20 protein-coding genes are annotated in these 19,767 nt (G+C 63.7%); 6 read left to right on the forward strand and 14 right to left on the reverse strand.

Going from position 1 to position 19,767, the window contains the following annotated elements:
• Positions 1-198 precede the first annotated feature (198 nt).
• The 13 genes from HB375_RS13565 to HB375_RS13625 form a co-directional block, all read right to left on the reverse strand.
• Positions 199-2,322, reverse strand: a complete 2,124-nt coding sequence (locus HB375_RS13565) for a sodium-translocating pyrophosphatase (RefSeq protein WP_167673523.1) — start codon at positions 2,320-2,322, stop codon at positions 199-201.
• A gap of 149 nt (positions 2,323-2,471) precedes the next feature.
• Positions 2,472-3,698, reverse strand: a complete 1,227-nt coding sequence (locus HB375_RS13570) for an MFS transporter (protein ID WP_167673524.1) — start codon at positions 3,696-3,698, stop codon at positions 2,472-2,474.
• Positions 3,673-4,656 carry a thiamine-phosphate kinase gene (gene thiL / locus HB375_RS13575; protein ID WP_167673525.1) on the reverse strand — a complete coding sequence of 328 codons (984 nt, stop codon included), beginning with the start codon at positions 4,654-4,656 and terminating at the stop codon, positions 3,673-3,675. Before thiL ends, HB375_RS13570 begins: the two co-directional genes overlap by 26 nt.
• 8 nt (positions 4,657-4,664) lie before the next feature.
• The gene (nusB, locus tag HB375_RS13580; protein ID WP_167673526.1) at positions 4,665-5,144 is read right to left on the reverse strand and encodes a transcription antitermination factor NusB; all 480 of its coding nucleotides are present in this window, start codon (positions 5,142-5,144) and stop codon (positions 4,665-4,667) included.
• 2 nt (positions 5,145-5,146) lie between these two features.
• Positions 5,147-5,638 (reverse strand): 6,7-dimethyl-8-ribityllumazine synthase, encoded by a 492-nt coding sequence (gene ribH, locus HB375_RS13585; protein WP_167673527.1) that lies wholly within the window; start codon positions 5,636-5,638, stop codon positions 5,147-5,149.
• Positions 5,639-5,712: 74 nt separating this feature from the next.
• Positions 5,713-6,348 (reverse strand): riboflavin synthase, encoded by a 636-nt coding sequence (locus HB375_RS13590; protein ID WP_167673528.1) that lies wholly within the window; start codon positions 6,346-6,348, stop codon positions 5,713-5,715.
• A complete protein-coding gene (gene ribD, locus HB375_RS13595; RefSeq protein ID WP_246728496.1) occupies positions 6,348-7,487 on the reverse strand; it encodes a bifunctional diaminohydroxyphosphoribosylaminopyrimidine deaminase/5-amino-6-(5-phosphoribosylamino)uracil reductase RibD in 1,140 nt (379 codons plus the stop codon). Before ribD ends, HB375_RS13590 begins: the two co-directional genes overlap by 1 nt.
• Positions 7,487-7,990: a transcriptional regulator NrdR gene (nrdR, locus tag HB375_RS13600; RefSeq protein WP_167673529.1), complete on the reverse strand. Its 504-nt coding sequence runs from the start codon at positions 7,988-7,990 to the stop codon at positions 7,487-7,489. The genes ribD and nrdR overlap by 1 nt, the downstream gene beginning before the upstream one ends.
• A 15-nt stretch (positions 7,991-8,005) precedes the next feature.
• Entirely contained in the window at positions 8,006-9,310 is a 1,305-nt protein-coding gene (glyA, locus tag HB375_RS13605) for a serine hydroxymethyltransferase (RefSeq protein WP_425515179.1), read from the reverse strand.
• Between the two features lie 170 nt (positions 9,311-9,480).
• Positions 9,481-9,693 carry an alkylphosphonate utilization protein gene (locus HB375_RS13610; protein WP_167673530.1) on the reverse strand — a complete coding sequence of 71 codons (213 nt, stop codon included), beginning with the start codon at positions 9,691-9,693 and terminating at the stop codon, positions 9,481-9,483.
• A 106-nt stretch (positions 9,694-9,799) separates the two neighbouring features.
• Positions 9,800-11,068, reverse strand: coding sequence for a L,D-transpeptidase family protein (locus HB375_RS13615; protein WP_167673531.1), 1,269 nt, complete (start codon positions 11,066-11,068; stop codon positions 9,800-9,802).
• A 261-nt stretch (positions 11,069-11,329) separates the two neighbouring features.
• On the reverse strand, positions 11,330-11,794 hold the full coding sequence (locus HB375_RS13620; RefSeq protein WP_167673532.1) for a DUF6163 family protein: 465 nt from the start codon (positions 11,792-11,794) through the stop codon (positions 11,330-11,332).
• On the reverse strand, positions 11,794-12,843 hold the full coding sequence (locus tag HB375_RS13625; protein WP_167673533.1) for an enoyl-CoA hydratase/isomerase family protein: 1,050 nt from the start codon (positions 12,841-12,843) through the stop codon (positions 11,794-11,796). The genes HB375_RS13620 and HB375_RS13625 overlap by 1 nt, the downstream gene beginning before the upstream one ends.
• A 187-nt stretch (positions 12,844-13,030) precedes the next feature.
• On the opposite strand from HB375_RS13625, the gene hemB reads away from it, so the two are divergent.
• The 6 genes from hemB to HB375_RS13655 all read left to right on the forward strand — a co-directional run bounded on the left by hemB (position 13,031) and on the right by HB375_RS13655 (position 19,445).
• Entirely contained in the window at positions 13,031-14,068 is a 1,038-nt protein-coding gene (gene hemB / locus HB375_RS13630) for a porphobilinogen synthase (protein ID WP_167673534.1), read from the forward strand.
• 17 nt (positions 14,069-14,085) lie between these two features.
• A complete protein-coding gene (locus tag HB375_RS13635; RefSeq protein ID WP_167673535.1) occupies positions 14,086-15,441 on the forward strand; it encodes an ABC transporter permease subunit in 1,356 nt (451 codons plus the stop codon).
• A 28-nt stretch (positions 15,442-15,469) separates the two neighbouring features.
• Complete coding sequence (locus tag HB375_RS13640; protein ID WP_205800186.1) at positions 15,470-16,711, forward strand: threonine ammonia-lyase; 1,242 nt, start codon at positions 15,470-15,472, stop codon at positions 16,709-16,711.
• Between the two features lie 10 nt (positions 16,712-16,721).
• Positions 16,722-17,207: an RDD family protein gene (locus HB375_RS13645; RefSeq protein WP_167673536.1), complete on the forward strand. Its 486-nt coding sequence runs from the start codon at positions 16,722-16,724 to the stop codon at positions 17,205-17,207.
• A 106-nt stretch (positions 17,208-17,313) separates the two neighbouring features.
• Positions 17,314-18,060, forward strand: a complete 747-nt coding sequence (locus tag HB375_RS13650; protein ID WP_167673537.1) for an arginyltransferase — start codon at positions 17,314-17,316, stop codon at positions 18,058-18,060.
• 143 nt (positions 18,061-18,203) lie between these two features.
• Positions 18,204-19,445 (forward strand): MFS transporter, encoded by a 1,242-nt coding sequence (locus HB375_RS13655; protein WP_167673538.1) that lies wholly within the window; start codon positions 18,204-18,206, stop codon positions 19,443-19,445.
• Between the two features lie 19 nt (positions 19,446-19,464).
• On the opposite strand, the gene HB375_RS13660 is transcribed toward HB375_RS13655, so the two are convergent.
• A complete protein-coding gene (locus tag HB375_RS13660; RefSeq protein WP_167673539.1) occupies positions 19,465-19,758 on the reverse strand; it encodes a hypothetical protein in 294 nt (97 codons plus the stop codon).
• Positions 19,759-19,767 lie beyond the last annotated feature (9 nt).

Genomic DNA, 19,767 nt, shown 5'->3' on the forward strand with positions numbered 1-19,767 from the left:
CACGAAATGAGTGGTGTCCGTCGATCTTCGAGATGCAGGTTTAGCGTGCCCGTCAGGGCGGCGATGCCTCGGTGAACTGCTGACCGTTGCCCTCACCTAGTCCCTTCCCGCGCCGCGATCAAGCATCGGCGCTTTTCAGGCTGCAAAAAGCCCCGCAGTGTGACCTGCGGGGCTCTGTTTTTTCGATATCGCCGCTTGTTACGAGTGCGCAAGGATCGCCAGGAGCAGCAGTGCGATGATGTTGGTGATCTTGATCGCCGGGTTCACGGCGGGGCCCGCCGTGTCCTTGTAGGGGTCGCCGACGGTGTCGCCCGTCACGGACGCCTTATGCGCGTCAGAACCCTTGTGGTGGGTGTTGCCGGAGAAATCCGTGAAGCCGTCCTCGAAGGACTTCTTCGCGTTGTCCCAGGCACCGCCGCCCGAGGTCATGGAGATGGCGACGAAGAGACCGGTGACGATGACGCCGAGCAACATCGCGCCCACAGCCGAGAAAGCCTGCGACTTACCGGCGATCCAGTAGATCACGAAGTAGGTCACGATGGGCGCCAGAACCGGCAGGAGCGAGGGCACGATCATTTCCTTGATCGCGGCGCGGGTCAGCATGTCAACGGCCCGGCCGTAATCGGGACGATCCGTACCCGCCATGATGCCCGGCTTTTCGCGGAACTGACGCCGTACCTCCTCCACGACGGAACCCGCCGCGCGGCCTACCGCCGTCATGGCGATGCCGCCGAAGAGGAACGGGATAAGGCCGCCGAACAGCAGGCCCACCACCACGTAGGGGTTGGTGAGCGAGAAGTCCGGCTTCACGCCCTGGAAGTACGGATACTGCGCCGCATTCTGCGTGAAGAAGTTGAGGTCGGACGTGTAGGCCGCGAACAACACCAGCGCACCAAGGCCCGCCGAACCGATGGCATAGCCCTTGGTCACGGCCTTTGTAGTGTTGCCAACCGCGTCGAGAGCGTCCGTGGACTTGCGGACCTCTTTCGGCAGTCCCGCCATCTCGGCGATGCCGCCAGCGTTGTCAGTTACCGGACCGAACGCGTCGAGAGCGACGATCATGCCCGCCAGCGCCAGCATCGCCGTCACCGCAATCGCAATGCCGAAGAGACCCGCCAGCTTGAAGGACAAGATGATGCCCGCGATGATGACGATGGCCGGAAGCGCCGTGGATTCCAGCGATACCGCAAGGCCCTGGATCACGTTCGTACCATGCCCCGTTACCGAAGCCTGGGCGATGGAGCGAACGGGCTTGAAGCCGACGCCGGTATAGTACTCGGTGATGACGACGATGAGCGCCGTCACCGCGAGGCCGGTGATCGCACACCAGAACAGCGCCTGCCCGGTGAACGTGGTTCCGGCAACAGGGCCGAAGCCGATCATGCCATAGGTCAAAGCGGCAATCGCGGCGGCGGAGAAGACGCCGGTCGCGATCAGCCCCTTGTAGAGCGCGCCCATGATGGACTCGTTCTGGCCGAGCTTCACGAAGAACGTGCCGATGATGGAAGTCACGATACAGGCCGCGCCGATGGCGAGCGGATAGAGCAGCATGGTTTCGAGGATCGGCTGACCCGCGAAGAAGATCGCCGCAAGAACCATGGTGGCGACCACCGTCACCGCATAAGTCTCGAACAGGTCCGCCGCCATGCCGGCGCAGTCGCCGACATTGTCGCCCACGTTGTCGGCGATGGTCGCCGGGTTGCGCGGATCGTCCTCTGGAATACCGGCTTCGACCTTGCCCACGAGGTCGCCGCCCACGTCAGCACCCTTGGTGAAGATGCCGCCGCCGAGACGGGCGAAGATGGAAATCAGCGAAGCACCGAAACCAAGTGCCACGAGGCTGTCGATAACCTGGCGGTCGGACAGCGCGAGACCTGCGATCTTGGTGAGGTAAGTGAAGTAAAGCGCGACGCCCAAAAGCGCGAGGCCCGCGACGAGCATGCCCGTCACCGCGCCCGACTTGAAGGCGACATCGAGACCGTCCCCGAGGGACCGCGTCGCCGCCTGGGCCGTGCGGACATTGGCGCGAACGGACACGTTCATGCCGATGAACCCGGCCACGCCAGAGAGGATGGCGCCGATCAGGAAGCCGATGCCGACGCGAAGGCCGAGGAAATAGGTAATGATGAGGAACAGCACCACGCCCACGACCGCGATGGTGGTGTATTGCCGCCGGAGATAGGCCTGTGCGCCCTCGGCGATTGCGCCAGCAATTTCCTGCATGCGCTGTGAGCCGGCATCGCGCTTCATGACGTCATTAATGGCCCAGAGGCCATACGCTACCGAAAGAAGGCCGCCCAAAATAATAAGGGTAAGTGCCATTGTGCCATCCTTGTAATGGGAAGGCAGAATGCCGTGCTCAAAGCCTGAATTTTGGCCTTGAACGGCCTCCACCCCCAGCGAAGTCCTTATTTGGTGCCAAAAAACCAGGCACCCTGCAATGTGACTTCAAGGGATGTCGGAACAAGACTTTAGGCGGACACCGTAGCAACACGCCGCCGCCAGCCCAGCAGCGCCAGAGCGATCAAAACCGGCGGAAATACAAGCCAATTCACACTTTCCCAGCCGCCTGCATTGAGCAGTTTGCCGGAAGAAAACGATGCGATGGCGACCGATCCGAAGACCAGAAAATCGTTAGCCGCCTGCACTTTTGTGCGCTCTTCGGGACGGTAGCAGTCGGTGACGAGGGCGGTTGCGCCGATAAAACCGAAATTCCAGCCAATTCCTAAGAGAATCAGTGTCGCCCAGAAATGCGCTACGCTGGTACCCGAGAGCCCGATGGCGGCGGAGAGTGCGATCAAGCCAAGCCCTGCTGCTGTAACGGCCTCTTTGCCGAAACGGCCGATGAGCCGGCCCGTGAAGAAGCTCGGGCCGAACATGGCCAGGATGTGCCATTGAATCCCAAGCGCAGCCATGCCGACGGGATGGCCGCAGCCGATCATCGCCAAAGGCGCTGCCGTCATGAGAAAGCTCATGAGTCCGTAGGAGACGAGCCCCGCCACGACGGCGACGATGAACCGTGGCTGGCTCATGATCTCACGCAACGGCCGACCGCCCGAGGTGGGACCGGCTGCGCTTACCGACGGCGTCGGCCGCAGGAACGACACGACCATCATGGAGAGAAGCGCGAGGGAGGCATGTCCAACGAAAGCACCGGCAAACGGGGCCGTCGCGATCATATCCCTGGTCCAGATGACCGTTTGCGGGCCGATAACCCCCGCAACAAGGCCGCCAGTCATGACCCAGGAGATCGCGCGAGGCTTGAACGCCTCGGAGGCCGCATCGGTCGCGCCGAAGCGATAGCTCTGAACGAAAGAGCCGTAGAGGCCCGCGATCAGGGTCCCCAAGCAGAAGGTCAAAAAGTTCGCGGAGGCGATGCCGAAGGCGGCGATGCATCCGCCCAATACACCGATCCCTGCCCCGACCATGTAACCAGTGCGGCGTCCTGCGCGGCGCATCAGCATGGCGGCGGGAATCGTGCCGAGGGCAAGGCCCAGATTGAGCAGGCTGACGGGAAGGGTTGCGAGCTCCTTGTTCGTCGCGAGCGTCTGCCCAACCAGTCCGCCCAACGAGACCACGATTGCGGGGCTTGCACCGCCTAAGGCCTGTGCGCAGGCCAGAACCAGCGCGTTACGCTTGGCAAGGCCATCGCCCCCGACGGTCTGCGTGGCGTCAAAAGTGCGAGAATGAACCGACATCGTAGCGTCTCTCGAAATCCTTCATCCGAAAGACCGGCGTTTCATGTCCTGGGACGACATGGCCGATGACGGACAGGGCAATGCCGACGCTATCTGCCTCTTTTGCGAAGCTGTCGAGCTTGTTTTCGGGCACAGTGCAGAGAATTTCGTAGTCGTCGCCGCCGGTCAGCACCCGGTCAATCAGATCCGGCTGAGCCTCCACGGACTTGCGAGCTGCCGCCGACAATGGAACCCGATCCGCCCCCACGACACCGGAGACGCCGCTCGCCCGGAGCATCTTGGCGAGATCCCCGGCAAGGCCATCGGACACGTCCATGGCGGCGCTGGCATAGGCCCGGAGGGCGGCCGCCAGACGATACCGGGGCTGGGGGTTGAGGTAGCGGTCTGTGAGAAACGCTCTTTGGTCGGACGATAGGTTCTCCACCCATGCCGGGGAGCGCCTGACGAGTAGTCCCAAAGCGCCATCGCCGATCGTGCCCGTCACGCAGATCGCATGGCCCGCTTTCGCGGTCGCACGCTGAACCATGCGGCCCGCCGGCACCTCGCCGATGGCGGTGACGGAAAGGGTCAAAGCTCCCCTCGCCTTCACCGTGTCGCCACCGAGCAGCGGACAGGAAAACTCGCGGGCGGCTTCGCCAAGGCCTCTCGCGAATTCTGTCAGCCAGGCCTCGGTCCAGTCCTCGGGCAGCGCGAGGCTCAACAGGAAACCCGCCGGATCGGCACCTTTCGCGGCGAGATCGGAGACATTCACGCCGAGCGCCTTGCGCGCGACGGAGCCCGGCGGATCGCCGGGCAGGAAATGCACGGTCTCGACAAGCGCATCGGTCGTCAGGACGAGGTCGTGGCCAGGCGTCGGCGACAGGCAGGCGGCGTCATCCTTCAGCCCCAGCCCGCCCGGCGCGGCCAGCGGCGCGAAAAACCGGGCAATCAGGCTGTCTTCGCCGGGACGTGAGGTCATGCCTCGCCCTACCTCTTGGCTGGAGCGGCTTTCTTTTCCAGTTCCCCTGCCCGGACCTCTCTCGTCAGGGCATCCAGCACCGCGTTCACGAGGCCGGGTTCGTCACCGTCATAGAAGCTGTGCGTCACGTCCACATACTCGGTGATCACGACACGCGCCGGAACATCCTTGCGGTAGATCAGCTCGTAGCAGCCCGCGCGCAGGATGGCGCGCAGCACGGCCTCGACGCGGGCCAGCGGCCAGCCTTCGGCCAGCGCCTTGTCGACCTTCACGTCGATCTCACGCTGGTTCGAGACGACGCCCGAGAGGATGTTGCTGAAGAAGGCGTTATCGGATGGCTGGAACTCGATGCCTTCGACCTCGCGGCCGATCCAGAACGCCTCGAACTCGGCCAGCGCGTCGACGACCGTCTTGCCGGACAGATCCATCTGATAGAGGGCCTGAACGGCCGCAAGGCGAGCAGCAGAGCGCTCGGCGGGCTTTGCCATGATCAGGCCTCCTCAAGCTTGCGCTTGATGCGCAGAACGGCCAAGGCCGCGTCCACCGCGCCGCCGCCCTTGTTCAATTCATTCACGCGGGCGCGGGTCCAGGCCTGCGCGTCATTCTCGACGGTGAGAATGCCGTTGGCGAGCGGAATGCGCCGCTCAACCGACAGGTCCATCAGCGCCCGTGCGCTCTCGCCCGCGACAATGTCGTAATGTCCGGTCTCGCCCCGGATCACGCAGCCGAGCGTCACGACGGCATCATAGGGCTTTCCGGCCCTTTCGGCACCGTCGAGCGCGATGGCAACCGTCGACGGGATTTCGAGCGCGCCATCGACGGTCAGCACATCGACCTTCGCCTGCGCCGCATCCGCTACCCCGCGCGCACCGCGCAGAAGTTCATCGGCGATATCGTCATAGAAGCGGGCTTCCACGATCAGGATGCGCGCGCCGGGAACGGGCGGGCGGGCAGCGGCGGGTTTTGAAGAATGCGAAACCATACGAAGTCTTTCGACGCTGCCAGAGCCGCGTCGGGTTGGGTGGCAGTGCCAACGTGAATGAGGTTGGCGTTCCCCTACCCCGCCCCGCGGGCATCCGCAAGACGTGCGGCATAGCGCGCCATCAAATCGACCTCGAGATTGAGCTTGTCGCCGGCCTTGCGCTCACCCCAGGTGGTGACCGCGAGCGTGTGGGGGATGATGAGAACGGAAAACAGGTCACCCTCGACCGAATTGACGGTCAGCGACGTGCCGTCGAGGCAGACCGAGCCCTTTTCCGCGATGAAGGGGGCGAGCGCCGCCGGTGCCTTGATGACGAAACGGGCCGTCGGTCCCCAGGGATTGTCGGTCGCGGTAATCGCTTCCACCGCCACGATGGTCGCAACGCCGTCCACGTGCCCCGTGACGATATGGCCGCCGAGTTCGTCGCCGATCTTCAGCGAGCGCTCCAGATTGATGCGGGTGCCTGCAACCCAATCCGGCACGGTCGTACGCTCCAGCGTCTCGGCGGCAGCATCCACATCGAACCAGCAGCCGCCCTCACGTGCGCCCACAGCCACCACCGTCAGGCACGGACCGCCGCAGGCGATGGATGCGCCAAGCGCGATAGTTTCCGCGTCATAGGACGATCGAATGCGCAGGCGCTTCAACGTGCCCTGGAAACCCTCTTCCGCGACGACCTCGCCAATATCGGTGACTATGCCGGTGAACATCAGGGCCTCTCCCAGAACATGAACAGATCGGATTCGGCCTGGTCATCACCCATAAAAGCCAGCTCGTCTATTCTTTCCTGAAGAGCCATGCCGAGAGCTGGGATGTCCCCTTCCCCACGCGCGGAGCGGCCGGTAATGAGCACCAGCTCGTCGATGAGATCGGCCCGCGCCAAGGCGTCGGCGAGACCGGGACCACCCTCACAAAATACGCGCGTCAGTCCCCGCGTGCCGAGAAGGTGCAGAGCCTCCGGCAATGCAACATGACCGGCCGCATCGGCGGACACGCGCATCACCTCGACGCCGCGCTGTACAAGCGCCCGCTCAGCCTCCACAGGCGCAGCGATAGTCGTGACGACCCAGGTCGGCACCTCTCGCGCACCCGCCACGACGCGCGCCGTCAACGGCGTGCGCAAATGGCTGTCGATGACGATACGGATTGGCGAGCGCGCTTCCATTCCGGGCAGACGCACGGTGAGAAGCGGATCGTCCGCCAACGCTGTGCCGATGCCGACCATGATAGCGTCCGCATGCGCGCGCATCATATGCACCCGCGCATTTGCACCCTCACCCGTAATCATCAACCGCGCGCCCCGGCTGCTTCCGGCAAATCCTTCGGTCGTGCGCGCCAGTTTTACCGTGACGGCAGGTCTGCCCTTCGTGACACGGGTGATGTGGCCGCGATGGATGCGGAAGGCCGGCTCGCGGAGACATCCCGTCGTCACCGCAATGCCCGCGTCCCGCAGGAGCGTATGACCTAGTCCCGCGACTCGATCATCCGGATCTTCAAGCGCCGAGACGACACGCGCGACGCCCGATGCGATCACCGCATCGGTGCAAGGCGGCGACTTGCCGTGATGAGAGCACGGTTCGAGCGAAACATAGAGGGTTGCGCCCCGCGCACGCTCGCCTGCCTCGGCAAGCGCCACACGCTCCGCATGGGGCCGCCCGCCCAGTTGGGTCACTCCCTGCGAGATGATGAAAGGCACATCGCCGCTCTCGTCCACCACCACGCAACCGACGGAAGGATTGGGCCAGGTCAGGCCGAGGTTGCGCTGCCCAAGCGCGATGGCGAGACGCATGAAGCGCTCGTCCTGGTGGGGCTTGTCGGGGGATGCGTCCTGCGGGTCGGAGGCCGTCATCACTCGGACTGCACGGGCTTGCGCTTGGCCTTCGAGGCGGCCTTTGCGGCCGCATCGTCCGCGAGTTCGCCAAGAATCTCCCTGAAGTCCTTCGCCTCGCTGAAGTCCTTGTACACCGAAGCGAACCGGACATAGGCGACGTCGTCGAGGCCTTTCAGCCCTTCCATGACGAGTTCGCCGACCGTCTCGCTCGGCACCTCGGGCTCGCCCATGCTCTCCAATTGCCGGACGATGCCGTTGATCATCCGCTCGACCCTGTCGGGGTCCACGGAGCGTTTGCGTAGCGCGACATCAACCGATTGCTGGAGCTTGTCCCGGTCGAACGGCACGCGCCGACCGGAACGCTTGAGCACGAACAGCTCGCGCAACTGGACACGCTCGAAGGTCGTGAACCGACCTCCGCAATCCGGACAGACGCGGCGGCGGCGGATGGCCGAAGCATCATCCGTCGGCCGAGAATCCTTCACCTGCGTATCCAGGCTCCCGCAATAGGGGCAGCGCATGTGTCAGCTCACGCCTCAGCTGTAGATCGGGAAGCGTTTGGTCAGCTCGTGAACACGCGTCTTGACCGATTCCTCGACCGCCTTGTTGGCCTCTTCGCCATGCTTGGCGAGGCCGTCGAGGGTCTCGACGATCAGTTCACCCACCTTACGGAATTCCGCCACGCCGAAGCCGCGCGAGGTGGCGGCGGGGGTGCCGAGGCGGATACCCGAAGTGACCATCGGCTTCTCGGGGTCGAAGGGCACGCCGTTCTTGTTGCAGGTGATGTGCGCGCGGCCGAGCGCCAGCTCGGCGGCCTTACCGGTGAGCTTCTTGGGACGCAGATCGACCAGCATCAGGTGGTTGTCCGTGCCGCCAGCGACGATGGCGTAGCCGTTCGACAGCATGGTGTCGGCGAGCGCCTTGGCGTTCTCGACGACGGAGCGGGCATAGACCTTGAAATCGGGGCGCAGCGCCTCGCCGAAGGCCACCGCCTTCGCCGCAATGACGTGCATGAGCGGGCCGCCCTGGAGGCCGGGGAAGATCGCCGAATTGACCTTCTTGGCGATGTCCTCGTCATTGGTGAGGATCATGCCGCCGCGCGGGCCGCGCAGGGTTTTGTGGGTCGTAGTGGTGACCACATGAGCGTGAGGGAACGGCGACGGATGCGCGCCGCCCGCCACCAGACCGGCGAAGTGCGCGATGTCCACCATGAAGAATGCGCCGACCTCATCCGCGATTTCGCGGAAGCGGGCGAAGTCCCAGAAGCGGGAATAGGCCGAGCCGCCGGCCACGATGACCTTGGGCTTATGCTCGCGAGCGAGACGCGCAACTTCGTCCATATCGATGATCTGGTCGCTCTCGCGGACCTTGTAGCTGACCACGTTGAACCACTTGCCGGACATGTTGACCGGCGAACCGTGCGTCAGGTGGCCGCCGCAGGCGAGGTCCAGGCCCATGAAGGTGTCGCCCGGCTTCATCAATGCCATGAACACGGCCTGGTTGGCCTGGCTGCCGGAATTCGGCTGAACGTTGGCGAACTTGCAGTCGAAGAGGCGCTTGGCGCGGTCGATCGCCAGCTCTTCGGCGATATCAACGAATTGGCAGCCGCCATAGTAGCGGCGGCCCGGATAGCCCTCCGCATACTTGTTGGTCATGATGGAGCCTTGAGCTTCCAGCACGGCGCGGGAGACGATGTTCTCCGACGCGATCAGCTCGATTTCGTCGCGCTGACGGCCAAGTTCAAGCTGAATGGCGCGGGCAATTTCGGGATCGCTGTCGGCGAGGCCCGCCGAGAAAAAGCTATTGGAAAGATGACCTTGCGCCGCTTCGTTCATGCTCATGCTTAACCCTTTGCCGCCTACGCGGAGAATGGACCTTCGACTGCGCTCACGGCTTTATCACGCCCGCAAGGAGCGCGCCAAGCCGCCCATTGTCACCCGCAGCCGGCTATCCCGGCTTAAATGGCTTGTAGCGGCTTGGATTTACAGGGCTCCGAGGCGGGGGCCAGGCGCTATGCTTTCTTCAGAAATTCCGTCCTGAGAACGAGATCCTTGACCTTCTCGGCCCGGCACTCGACTTCATCTTCGTTGCCCGTCAGCCGGATGTTCTTGATCAAGGTACCCCGCTTCAGGGTTACGGAGGTTCCCTTCACCTTCAAATCCTTGATGAGGGTGACGGAATCGCCGTCCTTGAGCGGCGTACCATTGCTGTCTCTCACGTCCATGGTTGGTCCTCATTCTGAAATCTGCGATGAGGCTCCTTAGCGCGCCGCACCGCAAAAACAAAACGGCCCGCCTTTCGGGCGGGCCGCTCGTCGGATCATATCGCGATCAATTCTGCAGGAACATTTCCTGATCGGGCTCGTTCGGGACGCGGCTTGCGACCGGGACCGCGCTACCGAGGCCGTCCTTGTTGTAGATGTCGTCACGGAACTGCACGAGGCCGTCAGGCGTCGCCCAGGCGGTGATGTAGACCCAGTAGATATTGACCGGCACGGCAAGGCGCGCGTCGGTGCGCGAACCGGCCTTGAAGGTCGCGTCGATCTGCTCGCGGCTCCAGCCGGGCGTGTCCTTCAACAGCCACTCGATGTAGTCGCGCACGTTCTGCACGCGGATGCAGCCCGAGGACACGAAGCGGAAATCGTCGCCGAAAATGCCCTTCGACGGGGTGTCGTGCATGTACACGCCGTGCGGGTTCGGAATGTTGATGCGCACGAAGCCCATGGAGTTGAGCTCGCCGCCCGAGTCCTGACGGAAGCGGTAGCGGGTCGCCTCATCCGAGAACCAGTTGACCTGGCTCGGGCTAAGCTCCTGCCCCGCACCATTGAAGATGCGGATCTTGTTGTCGGTGAGGTAGTTCGGCTCCTTCTGCATCTTGGGGATCAGATCCTTGCGGATGATCGAAGCCGGGACGGTCCAGAAGGGGTTGAAATTGATCTCGACGACCTTGGAATTGATCAGCGGCGACTGACGGTCGATCTTGCCGACACCCGCTGCATGGCGCGTGTGAACGACGCCGTCTTCCACCGTCTCGACGAGGGCTGCGGGAATATTCGCGACCACATAGCGGCGGCCGAGATTGCCGAAGCTGCGGAGGCGGACGAGATTGATCTCGAGCTGACGGATGCGGATGTCGGCCGGCACGTTCATGGCCGCGACGGTCGCGCTCGTCATGGTGCCGGTGGAGCTGAGGCCGTGGCGAGCCTGGAAGCGGCGCACGCCTGCCTCTACGTAAGAATCGTAAACGGGCGATTCGCCCGCCGCCGGATCGAGATCGCCGGTGACGATGAGGCGCTGACGAAGCCCCGTGACGGCAGCGCTCTTCGAGCCGACGCGCAGACCGTCGACGCCCCGCACCATCGGCCAGCCGCCGCGCGCCGCGATATCGCGATAGCGCTGGATCATCTCCTCCGTCGCAGCGAGAGCCTCGTGCGACAGCATCGGCGTGGAGGTGCGCTGCACGCGGGTGCGGGACACCGCCTCGTAGTTCTGCGACCACTCCGCCTGGCTCTGGTTCTGGGCGAATTGCTGGGCCAGGGCCGCCGCCGGGGTAAAGACCAGGGTGAGCGATCCTGTCAGAAGGGAACGGCGAGACAACATGGGCGCAGGCTTTTCTTCAGGTTAGACGTGGAGCAATAACGCGGGCGCAGGACAATTCTTCGTTGAACCGGCCTCGCACCCGGCCGAAAATGCCGGGATACGATTAAGGAACGGTATCGAAAACCGGGAACATCGGGGCCATTTTATGGCAAAAATGACGCCCTCCCCGCTTCCGGCCCTCACAACCGCTCAGCTTCAATCTCTAAGCGACGAGTGTGTGTTTGGGGATACACTTCTTTGTGAGCAGAGCGGGATCGTTTCCTATGGCTGCTCTTCCTGAGCAGCGAGCCAGGACACCGCGAGATAGACTGCGACGAGGGTCAAAAAGAACAGCATCGTCATGATGCCACTGGAGACGATGCCGGGAAAGAAAGCCGCCAGGATGAGGTGGCTCATCACTGCCAGAAGCCACATGATTCCGCCCCAGGTACCCGCCATCCAGAGGCCGACGGCGGCAATCAGGTCGATGAGCGCGAAATAGATGATGGTGGCCTGATAGCCCGTGGACCGGGCTTCGAAAGCGCCCGGAGGGGTCCACACGCCAAGAATCGTGGACCAGGCGCTCAACCCCTTCATGATCCACAAAATCGATAAGAGACGCATGAACCAGGTGAGCAGAAAGCTCCAGCGCATGGCGTTGGGGGCGGCCGGGCGCTCCTCGATCCGGTCGGACGGATAGTCCCGCGCGGCGTCGAAGGCAGGCGACTGGATGGGGGACTTTGCCATCAGGCGATCTCCAATTCATTCGCCCCGAGGCTGGCGAAGTGACCTTCAATAGCCGCCGGATCGATCTCTTCCAAGGTCACAGGCCGCCATTGCGGTTGGCCGTCCTTGTCGATGATCACTGCCCGAACGCCCTCATAAAAGTCGTGGCCGTCGACGATCCGCGAGACGATCCGGAACTCCGTCTTCATGGCCTCCTCGAACGTGACCGCACCGCCGCGGCGAATCTGCTCGAAGGCGATGCTCATACTCGTCGGGGATTTCGTGCGCATGGTCGCGGCGGTCTTCGCCGCGAAATCGGACCCTTTCGCGGCAGCCTCATCCAACCGCTTAAGGATTGCGGGGACGCTCTCGGCGGAAAAACAGGCGTCGATGATGTCGCGCTGCGTAGCGAGGGGCGCGGGACCGGGATCGACAACTGCTGCGGCCAGGAGGGCTTCGACGGGCTCGCCTGCGGCAAGCGCTTCGCGCAACTTGTCCAGATCGCCATCGACCGCGTGGGTCGCGAGCCCCAGCATCATCGCATCGGCCCGCTTCACCCGTTCGCCCGTCAGCGCAAGATACATGCCGGTGCAGCCCGGCAGCCGGGGCAGCGCATAGGTTGCGCCCACGTCGGGAAAGAAGCCGATTCCGACTTCCGGCATCGCGAAGAGATAGCGCTCCCCCGCGATCCGGTAGCCGCCATGCAGTGAAACACCGACCCCGCCGCCCATCACGATGCCGTCGATGAGGGAAATGTACGGCTTGGGATAGCGCTTGATGCGGGCGTTCAGCTGGTATTCCTCGCGCCAGAAGGTCAGTGCCTCCTGTTTCTCTCCCGCGAGGCCGAGTTCGTGCAGCCGCCGGATATCGCCCCCGGCGCAAAAGGCCTTTTCGCCGGCTCCCTGCACCACGATTCGCGTCACGGCGGCGTCGTCCGCCCAGGCGTCGAGCGCGCGGCGCATCTTGCGGACCATGGTGAGGGTCAGCGCATTGAGGGCGTGCGGTCGGCTGAGGGTGACGAGTCCCGCCGCTCCCTGCCTCTCGCAGACGATTTCCGCATCCTCGTCCATGCCGTCTCCCGGTTCACCCATGGGCTTAAACAAGCCCGGCTATTCAGGTCAATGCAACAAGGGGTTGGGAGGGATTTCACAAAAGCAGGGCTGTCCTGCGACCTCGAACCCTTTTTTAGACCTATTTAAATGTGCTAACCCAATCGGCAGCCGCCGGCGCGGACCAGCCGGCGTCGGATCAGGATTCATGACCAAGCTCACCCCCTTCCCCCGCCCCGCCATTGAGGCCGCCAACTCTTCTTCGCTGGCTTTGACCCACCGCCCGCGCCGCAACCGCAAGGCCGAGTGGTCGCGCCGTCTGGTGCGGGAGAATGTGCTCACCGCTGATGACCTGATCTGGCCAATTTTTATCATCGAGGGCGCGAGCGGCCGCCAAGCAATCGGCTCCATGCCGGGCGTCGAGCGCCTGACTATCACGGAAGCGGTGAAAGCCGCCGAGCAGGCGGCGGCCCTGCGCATTCCGGCCATCGCCCTGTTTCCGAATACTGATCCCTCACTGCGCGATGAGAGCGCGTCCGAGGCATTGAACGCTCGCAACCTCATCTGCCGCGCGGTGCGCGAGATGAAGCGTGCCGTGCCGGAAGTCGGCATCATCACCGACGTTGCGCTTGATCCCTATACCAGCCATGGCCATGACGGGCTGATGGTGGGAGACCGGATCGTCAACGACGAGACGGTCGATGTGCTTGTGCGGCAGGCGCTTCTCCACGCCGAAGCGGGCGCCGACGTCATCGCCCCCTCCGACATGATGGACGGACGCGTCGGCGCAATCCGTATGGCGCTCGACGCGAATGGCTTCCAAGACGTGCAGGTCATGGCCTATGCGGCGAAATACGCCTCTGCCTTCTACGGCCCGTTCCGCGACGCCATCGGCACCAACGCGACCCTGATCGGCGACAAGCGGACCTACCAGATGGACCCGGCCAACACGGACGAAGCGCTGCGCGAGGTCGCGCTTGATCTGGAGGAAGGCGCGGACATGGTCATGGTCAAGCCGGGCCTGCCCTATCTCGACATCGTCCAGCGCGTGAAGGAAACCTTCGCCGTTCCGACCTTCGCCTATCAGGTGTCGGGCGAATACGCGATGATCGAAGCCGCCGCGGCCAATGGCTGGATCGATGGCGAGCGGGCGATGATGGAGAGCCTTTTGGCCTTCAAGCGCGCAGGCGCCGACGGCATTCTCACCTACTTCGCGCCTCGGGTCGCCGAGAAGCTGAAGGCATAACCAACCTCAGGGCCTCCGTGAGCCGCTTCAACCCTTTCCGAGCATGGCGCTTCACCGCGATGCTTTTGGGTTTGGCTCTTCTGGCCGGGTGTGGGTTTTCCACCGATGCGGAGCAGACGCGGGTCTGCCGCACCGCCCTGCCCGCCCTGAACCCCGGCGCGCGGATCACCGTGGAGCGCGTACAGGAAGGCCCGGTTCCGCGCAGCCTGCGCGTCATTTACGTGGCCGAATACCCGCACCGCCCGCCGCTGGACCGATACGTCATCTGCCGCTTCGCCGCGGCTGGTCTTTCCCCGAACAAGGCGGAACTCACTGACATCGCGACCGAGGAAGGGCCGATTTCAGGGGCGAACCTCTACTTCCTCAAGCACTACTACATCGACAGCCCCGAGGGCGTCGCGAACGATCCCGGCAGCAAACCCGACGCCAACGTTCTGGAGATCCCCGAAAGCGTCGCCTATTCCGCGCAGCAGCTTCTCGTCAGCCTGCCCCGCACCGCCATCTACGCCCTGCTCGCGGTGGCCTATGCGCTGATCTTCGGCCTGAGCGGGCGCATCAACCTCGCCTTCGGTGAACTCGCCGCCGTCGGATCGGCGGCAACAGTTGCAGGAGCTTCCATCGTGCTCGCATCGGGCGGAAGCTCTCCCCTCCTCGGCCTTGCGGTCGGTCTGGCAGCCGCACTTTCTGCAGGCGCCATCCACAGCGCCGTCGGCGGATATTTCACCATCGCCCGCGTGAAGGCCGCAAGCACTCAGCCAAGCCTGATCGCGACGGTCGGCCTGTCGCTCTTTCTTATGGAATACTTAAGGCTCGTGCAGAGCCCCGTCACCGTCTGGCTGCCGCCGATCTGGTCCACGGCCTGGCCTCTGGCACGGTCGGGTGATTTTCTCGTCAGCCTCACGCCGATCACCGTCATCTCATCCGGCATCGGCCTTTTGGTGGCCCTCGGCCTTCTCTGGCTCATGCGCTCCACATCGTTCGGACGATCCTGGCGGGCCTATGCGGACGATGCCAAGGCCGCGGCGCTCTTTGGCGTCAACGCGCCTCGCCTGCTCATCCAAACCCTCGCACTCGCAGGGGCAATGGCGGCCCTCTCCGGCATGCTGGTCGTCGCCCAATATGGGGGGCTGGGCTTCGCGGGCGGGTTCCAATACGGCCTCAAGGCGCTGATCGCCGCCGTCATCGGCGGCATCGGCTCTATCCCCGGCGCATTGCTCGGCGGCGTGGCGGTGGGATTGTTTGAAACAGTGTGGTCGGCTTATCTACCCATAGAAGCGCGCGACATGGCTCTTTACGCCGCGTTGATCGTTTTCCTGATCTTTCGTCCGGGCGGCCTGCTCGGCTTGAAGGATCCAACACCACGGCCCGTCTAAGGGCGGCGACTGCAACCGGAGGCCAATCTTGGCAAACTACGCCATCACCATCGACGACGTTAAACGCGCTGCGAGCACGATCCAGGGGCAAGTCCTGCGGACGCCTCTCGTCCCGGCTCCCCGCCTCTCGCAGCTCACCGGCGCGACCGTCTTTGTGAAGCATGAGAACATGCAGCCGACCGGTTCCTTCAAGGAGCGCGGAGCCGTCTCGAAGCTGGAGAGCCTGACGCCGGAAGAGCGCAAACGCGGCGTCATCGCCATGTCGGCCGGCAACCACGCCCAGGCAGTCGCCTATCACGCGACGCGCCTTGGCATCCCCTCCACCATCGTCATGCCGGAAACCGCTCCGCTGGTGAAGGCGGAGAACACCCGCGCCTATGGCGCGCGCGTGATCCTTTACGGCGAGACCCTCTATGAATCTGCCGACCGCGCCCGGCAGATCGCGGCAGAGGAAGGCCTCGTCTTCGTCCACCCCTATGATGATCCGAAGATCATGGCCGGCCAGGGCACTATCGGCCTCGAAATGCTCACCGACGTGCCGGACCTCGATCAGATCATCGTCCCTATCGGCGGTGGCGGCCTCATTGCCGGCATCACGGTTGCCGCCAAGGCGCTCAAGCCCTCCATCGAGATCATCGGGGTCGAGGCGGCGCTCTACCCGTCGTTCCAGAACGTGATCAAGCACGAGGACCGCCCTATCGGCGGCGCGACGCTGGCCGAGGGCATTGCAGTCAAGGCGGTCGGCCAGCTCCCGCTTCCCATTGTCAAGGATCTCGTCTCCGAGATCATCTTGGTGGAGGAGCCGCTGATCGAGCGCGCAGTCAACGCGTTCGCCACTCTGCAGCGGACCATGGCCGAGGGTGCGGGCGCCGCCGGTCTTGCCGCCATGCTCGCGAAACCTGAGCGCTTCACCGGCAAGCGGGTCGGCGTGGTGCTTTGCGGCGGCAATATCGACGCGCGCATTCTCGCCTCGGTGATGGTGCGCGAGCTGGAGCGCGACGACCGTATCACCTCATTCCGCATCACCTCGCAGGACCGCCCCGGCCTTCTTGGCCGCGTCGCAAGCCGCCTCGGCGAGCTTGGCGCGAACATTCTGGAAGTGTCGCATGGGCGTCTTTTCCTCGACGTTCCGGCCAAGGGCGTTTCCATCGACATCACCATCGAAACGCGCGACAGAAAGCATACATTGGAGGTGTTCGAAGCCCTGGCGGCTGACGGACTGGCCCCCCAGCGGATCGACCAGCGGTGCCTGTCCGAGAGCGCGTATTGAGGAGACGACGATGACCAATGGGCCCACCGTACCGAGCATGTACTATCGGCCTGAAGTGCTGGACTGGCGCCTGACGCGCGGCGTCGTAAGCCGCCGGTTCTGGGCTTACCTGGTTGATCTGGTGGTCATCGCGCTTTGGGTGCTCTTCCTGTTCTTCGCGCTGGTGATCCTCGGACCCTTTACGCTTGGATTGACGTGGCTGCTGATGCTGATCGGCTTACCCGTCGTGGCCCTGACCTTTGTGATCTACAACGCGGTTACCATCGGCGGCCCTTCGCAGGCGACGGTCGGGATGCGGATGGTGGGCCTGCGCGTGATCGATGCCTACAGCGGAGGCCGTCCTTCCATGCTCGCGGCAGCGGTCCATGCGCTGCTGTTCTACGTGGCCGCTTCGACTTTCCTCCTGTGGGCAGGCGACATTCTCGTCGGTCTGTTTCGCGACGACCGGCGCTTCGCGCGCGATCTCCTGACGGGCCTCACGGTCATCCGCCCGTGAGACCCGCCTGCGGCATCCGGGGCCTCTTTTTCTGGACGAGCCCGGCACCAATGTTATCCTTGGGCGTTGAGTCGACGCTCAAGGTTCCACCACAGGGCGATTAAGCGTGACGAGCCAGCCGCGCGATGCACCGCAGTTCTATCTGACATCCCCCTCCGCCTGCCCCTACCTGCCCGGTCGGGAGGAGCGGAAGGTGTTCACGCACATCGTCGGCCGCCGCAGCCGGGAGCTGAACGAGATTCTGACCCAGGGCGGGTTTCGCCGCTCCCAGACCATTGCCTATCGCCCAGCCTGCGACGCCTGCCGCGCCTGCGTTTCCGTGCGCGTGCTGACCGACGAGTTCGAACCGTCGGAGAATCTCAAGCGGGTGTTGAAGGCCAATGAGGACCTGATGGGCGTCGCTCTCCCCAACCGACCGACCTCCGAACAATACTCGCTCTTCCGCCGCTATCTCGACGCGCGTCACACTGACGGCGGCATGGCCGACATGACCGTGCTCGACTATTCGATGATGATCGAGGACAGCCACGTCGACACGCAGCTTATCGAATACCGCCGCCGCGGCATCGATAGTGGCATCACCGGCAAGGGCGCCGGAGACCTCATCGCCGCCTGTCTGACCGATGTGATGAGCGATGGCCTGTCGATGGTCTATTCGTTCTACGATCCCGATATGCATGATCGCAGCCTCGGCACCTTCATGATCCTCGACCACATCCGCCGCGCGCGGACAATGGGGCTGCCCTTCCTCTATCTCGGTTATTGGGTCGAGGGCTCGAAGAAGATGGCCTACAAGGCCCGTTTCAAGCCGCAGGAGCGGCTTCTGGCCGAGGGCTGGGTACGGGTGGACTAAACGCGGCGCCAGATGCCAGTGCCGCAGTCGGAACACAGGACGATTGATCGCGCGGCATCACCGCGTCGTGTTGGAACTGGCTTTCATTCCCATGGTTGAGCCTACGCATTCGTCGATGCGTGATGCCTGCCAAGGAGGCGGCCATGTCGTTGCGCTCGGATTTGGGTGAACTGACCCCTCAGCAGCGGAAAGTCATCGTCGCAAGCTACCTGGGATGGACCCTCGACGCCTTCGACTTCTTCCTCCTCGTCTTCGTCATCAAGGATATCGCGGCGGAATTCTCCACCACCATCGAGGGCGTGACCATCGCCATTCTGCTGACTCTGGCGATGCGTCCGGTCGGCGCTCTCCTGTTCGGGCTCGCGGCCGATCGCTGGGGGCGTCGGCCCACCCTGATGGCGAACATCCTGCTTTATTCCGGCGTCGAATTCGCCTCCGGTCTTTCGCCCAACCTGACAGTCCTCATCATCCTGCGGGCGATCTACGGCATCGCCATGGGCGGCGAATGGGGCGTCGGTGCATCGCTCGCGATGGAAACCATTCCGGTCAAGATCCGGGGCCTGATCTCGGGTGTTCTTCAGGCCGGCTACCCATCGGGCTATCTCATCGCCTCGCTCGTGTTCTTCCTGCTCTTCTCCACCATCGGCTGGCGCGGCATGTTCTTCGTCGGCGCGGCCCCTGCTCTGCTCGTCCTCTACATCCGCAGTCATGTGGAGGAATCGCCAGTCTTCCTGGCGAGGCAAATGGAAGAAGCACGGCCGAACCTGTGGCAGGTCGTGCGCAGCAATCTGCGCCTCGCGATCTGGGCGATCCTGCTGATGACCGCCTTCAACCTCTTCAGTCACGGCACCCAGGACCTTTATCCGACCTTCCTGCAGGTGCAGCGCGGCTTCGACACCCATACCGTCGGGCTCATCGCCATCGTGTTCAACATCGGCGCGATCATCGGCGGTCTGACATTCGGTCACCTGTCCGATTTGATCGGGAGACGCACCGCCATCGTGATTGCGGCGCTCTGCGCCATTCCGATGATCTGGCCCTGGGCCTACGGCTCAACGCCGGTCGTGCTCGCCATCGGCGCATTCCTGATCCAGTTTTTCGTGCAGGGTGCGTGGGGCGTCGTGCCGGTTCATCTCAACGAGCTGTCGCCCGATGAGGTGCGCGGCACGTTCCCCGGCGTGGTCTATCAGCTCGGCAATCTGCTCGCCTCGGCGAATGCCACCATGCAGGCGAGCATCGCCGTGCACAACAACGGCGACTACGCCTATGCGCTGGCTCTCGTCGCCGGAATCGTCGGCGTCATTGTCGCCCTTCTTGCCGGGTTCGGATTCGAGGCAAAGGGTGTCCATTTCGGACCGGCACACACGCGGGAAGCGGCTGCCTGAGCCTCGGCACGATCTGCCATCAAGTCAGAAAGCGCATCGCCACGAAGACGGCTCCTGCGAGCGCGGGGACCGCAAGCAGGACAAAGGCCAACATGACGCGGTCATTCTGAAACACAGTTTTTGCCGCGATGATCGCCGCAAGGCTCGCGAGCGTGAGCAAGATCATTCCGCCCACGAACGCCCACGCCTGCCACCGGCTCTGCGAGCCTGGCGCATCGAAGGCCATAACCGACAGGGCCGCGCCGATCAGCGTCCCGATCCATCCGCAGACCGCCAACACAAGTGTCATCTTGAAGGCGATCTGCACCAACATGCCTGACTT

It is taken from the genome of Microvirga terricola (assembly GCF_011777495.1).
GTDB classification, from domain to species: Bacteria; Pseudomonadota; Alphaproteobacteria; order Rhizobiales; family Beijerinckiaceae; genus Microvirga; species Microvirga terricola.

What these genes read in the sequence shown, in the direction of transcription:
- HB375_RS13660 (WP_167673539.1), bottom strand. Translation starts at nt 19,758, where the DNA reads ATGTTGGTGCAGATCGCCTTCAAGATGACACTTGTGTTGGCGGTCTGC.
- HB375_RS13570 (WP_167673524.1), bottom strand. Translation starts at nt 3,698, where the DNA reads ATGTCGGTTCATTCTCGCACTTTTGACGCCACGCAGACCGTCGGGGGC.
- ribH (WP_167673527.1), bottom strand. Translation starts at nt 5,638, where the DNA reads ATGGTTTCGCATTCTTCAAAACCCGCCGCTGCCCGCCCGCCCGTTCCC.
- hemB (WP_167673534.1), top strand. Translation starts at nt 13,031, where the DNA reads ATGACCAAGCTCACCCCCTTCCCCCGCCCCGCCATTGAGGCCGCCAAC.
- HB375_RS13610 (WP_167673530.1), bottom strand. Translation starts at nt 9,693, where the DNA reads ATGGACGTGAGAGACAGCAATGGTACGCCGCTCAAGGACGGCGATTCC.
- glyA (WP_425515179.1), bottom strand. Translation starts at nt 9,310, where the DNA reads ATGAGCATGAACGAAGCGGCGCAAGGTCATCTTTCCAATAGCTTTTTC.
- HB375_RS13620 (WP_167673532.1), bottom strand. Translation starts at nt 11,794, where the DNA reads ATGGCAAAGTCCCCCATCCAGTCGCCTGCCTTCGACGCCGCGCGGGAC.
- HB375_RS13655 (WP_167673538.1), top strand. Translation starts at nt 18,204, where the DNA reads ATGTCGTTGCGCTCGGATTTGGGTGAACTGACCCCTCAGCAGCGGAAA.
- HB375_RS13615 (WP_167673531.1), bottom strand. Translation starts at nt 11,068, where the DNA reads ATGTTGTCTCGCCGTTCCCTTCTGACAGGATCGCTCACCCTGGTCTTT.
- HB375_RS13625 (WP_167673533.1), bottom strand. Translation starts at nt 12,843, where the DNA reads ATGGACGAGGATGCGGAAATCGTCTGCGAGAGGCAGGGAGCGGCGGGA.
- HB375_RS13565 (WP_167673523.1), bottom strand. Translation starts at nt 2,322, where the DNA reads ATGGCACTTACCCTTATTATTTTGGGCGGCCTTCTTTCGGTAGCGTAT.
- ribD (WP_246728496.1), bottom strand. Translation starts at nt 7,487, where the DNA reads ATGACGGCCTCCGACCCGCAGGACGCATCCCCCGACAAGCCCCACCAG.
- HB375_RS13590 (WP_167673528.1), bottom strand. Translation starts at nt 6,348, where the DNA reads ATGTTCACCGGCATAGTCACCGATATTGGCGAGGTCGTCGCGGAAGAG.
- thiL (WP_167673525.1), bottom strand. Translation starts at nt 4,656, where the DNA reads ATGACCTCACGTCCCGGCGAAGACAGCCTGATTGCCCGGTTTTTCGCG.
- HB375_RS13645 (WP_167673536.1), top strand. Translation starts at nt 16,722, where the DNA reads ATGACCAATGGGCCCACCGTACCGAGCATGTACTATCGGCCTGAAGTG.
- nusB (WP_167673526.1), bottom strand. Translation starts at nt 5,144, where the DNA reads ATGGCAAAGCCCGCCGAGCGCTCTGCTGCTCGCCTTGCGGCCGTTCAG.
- nrdR (WP_167673529.1), bottom strand. Translation starts at nt 7,990, where the DNA reads ATGCGCTGCCCCTATTGCGGGAGCCTGGATACGCAGGTGAAGGATTCT.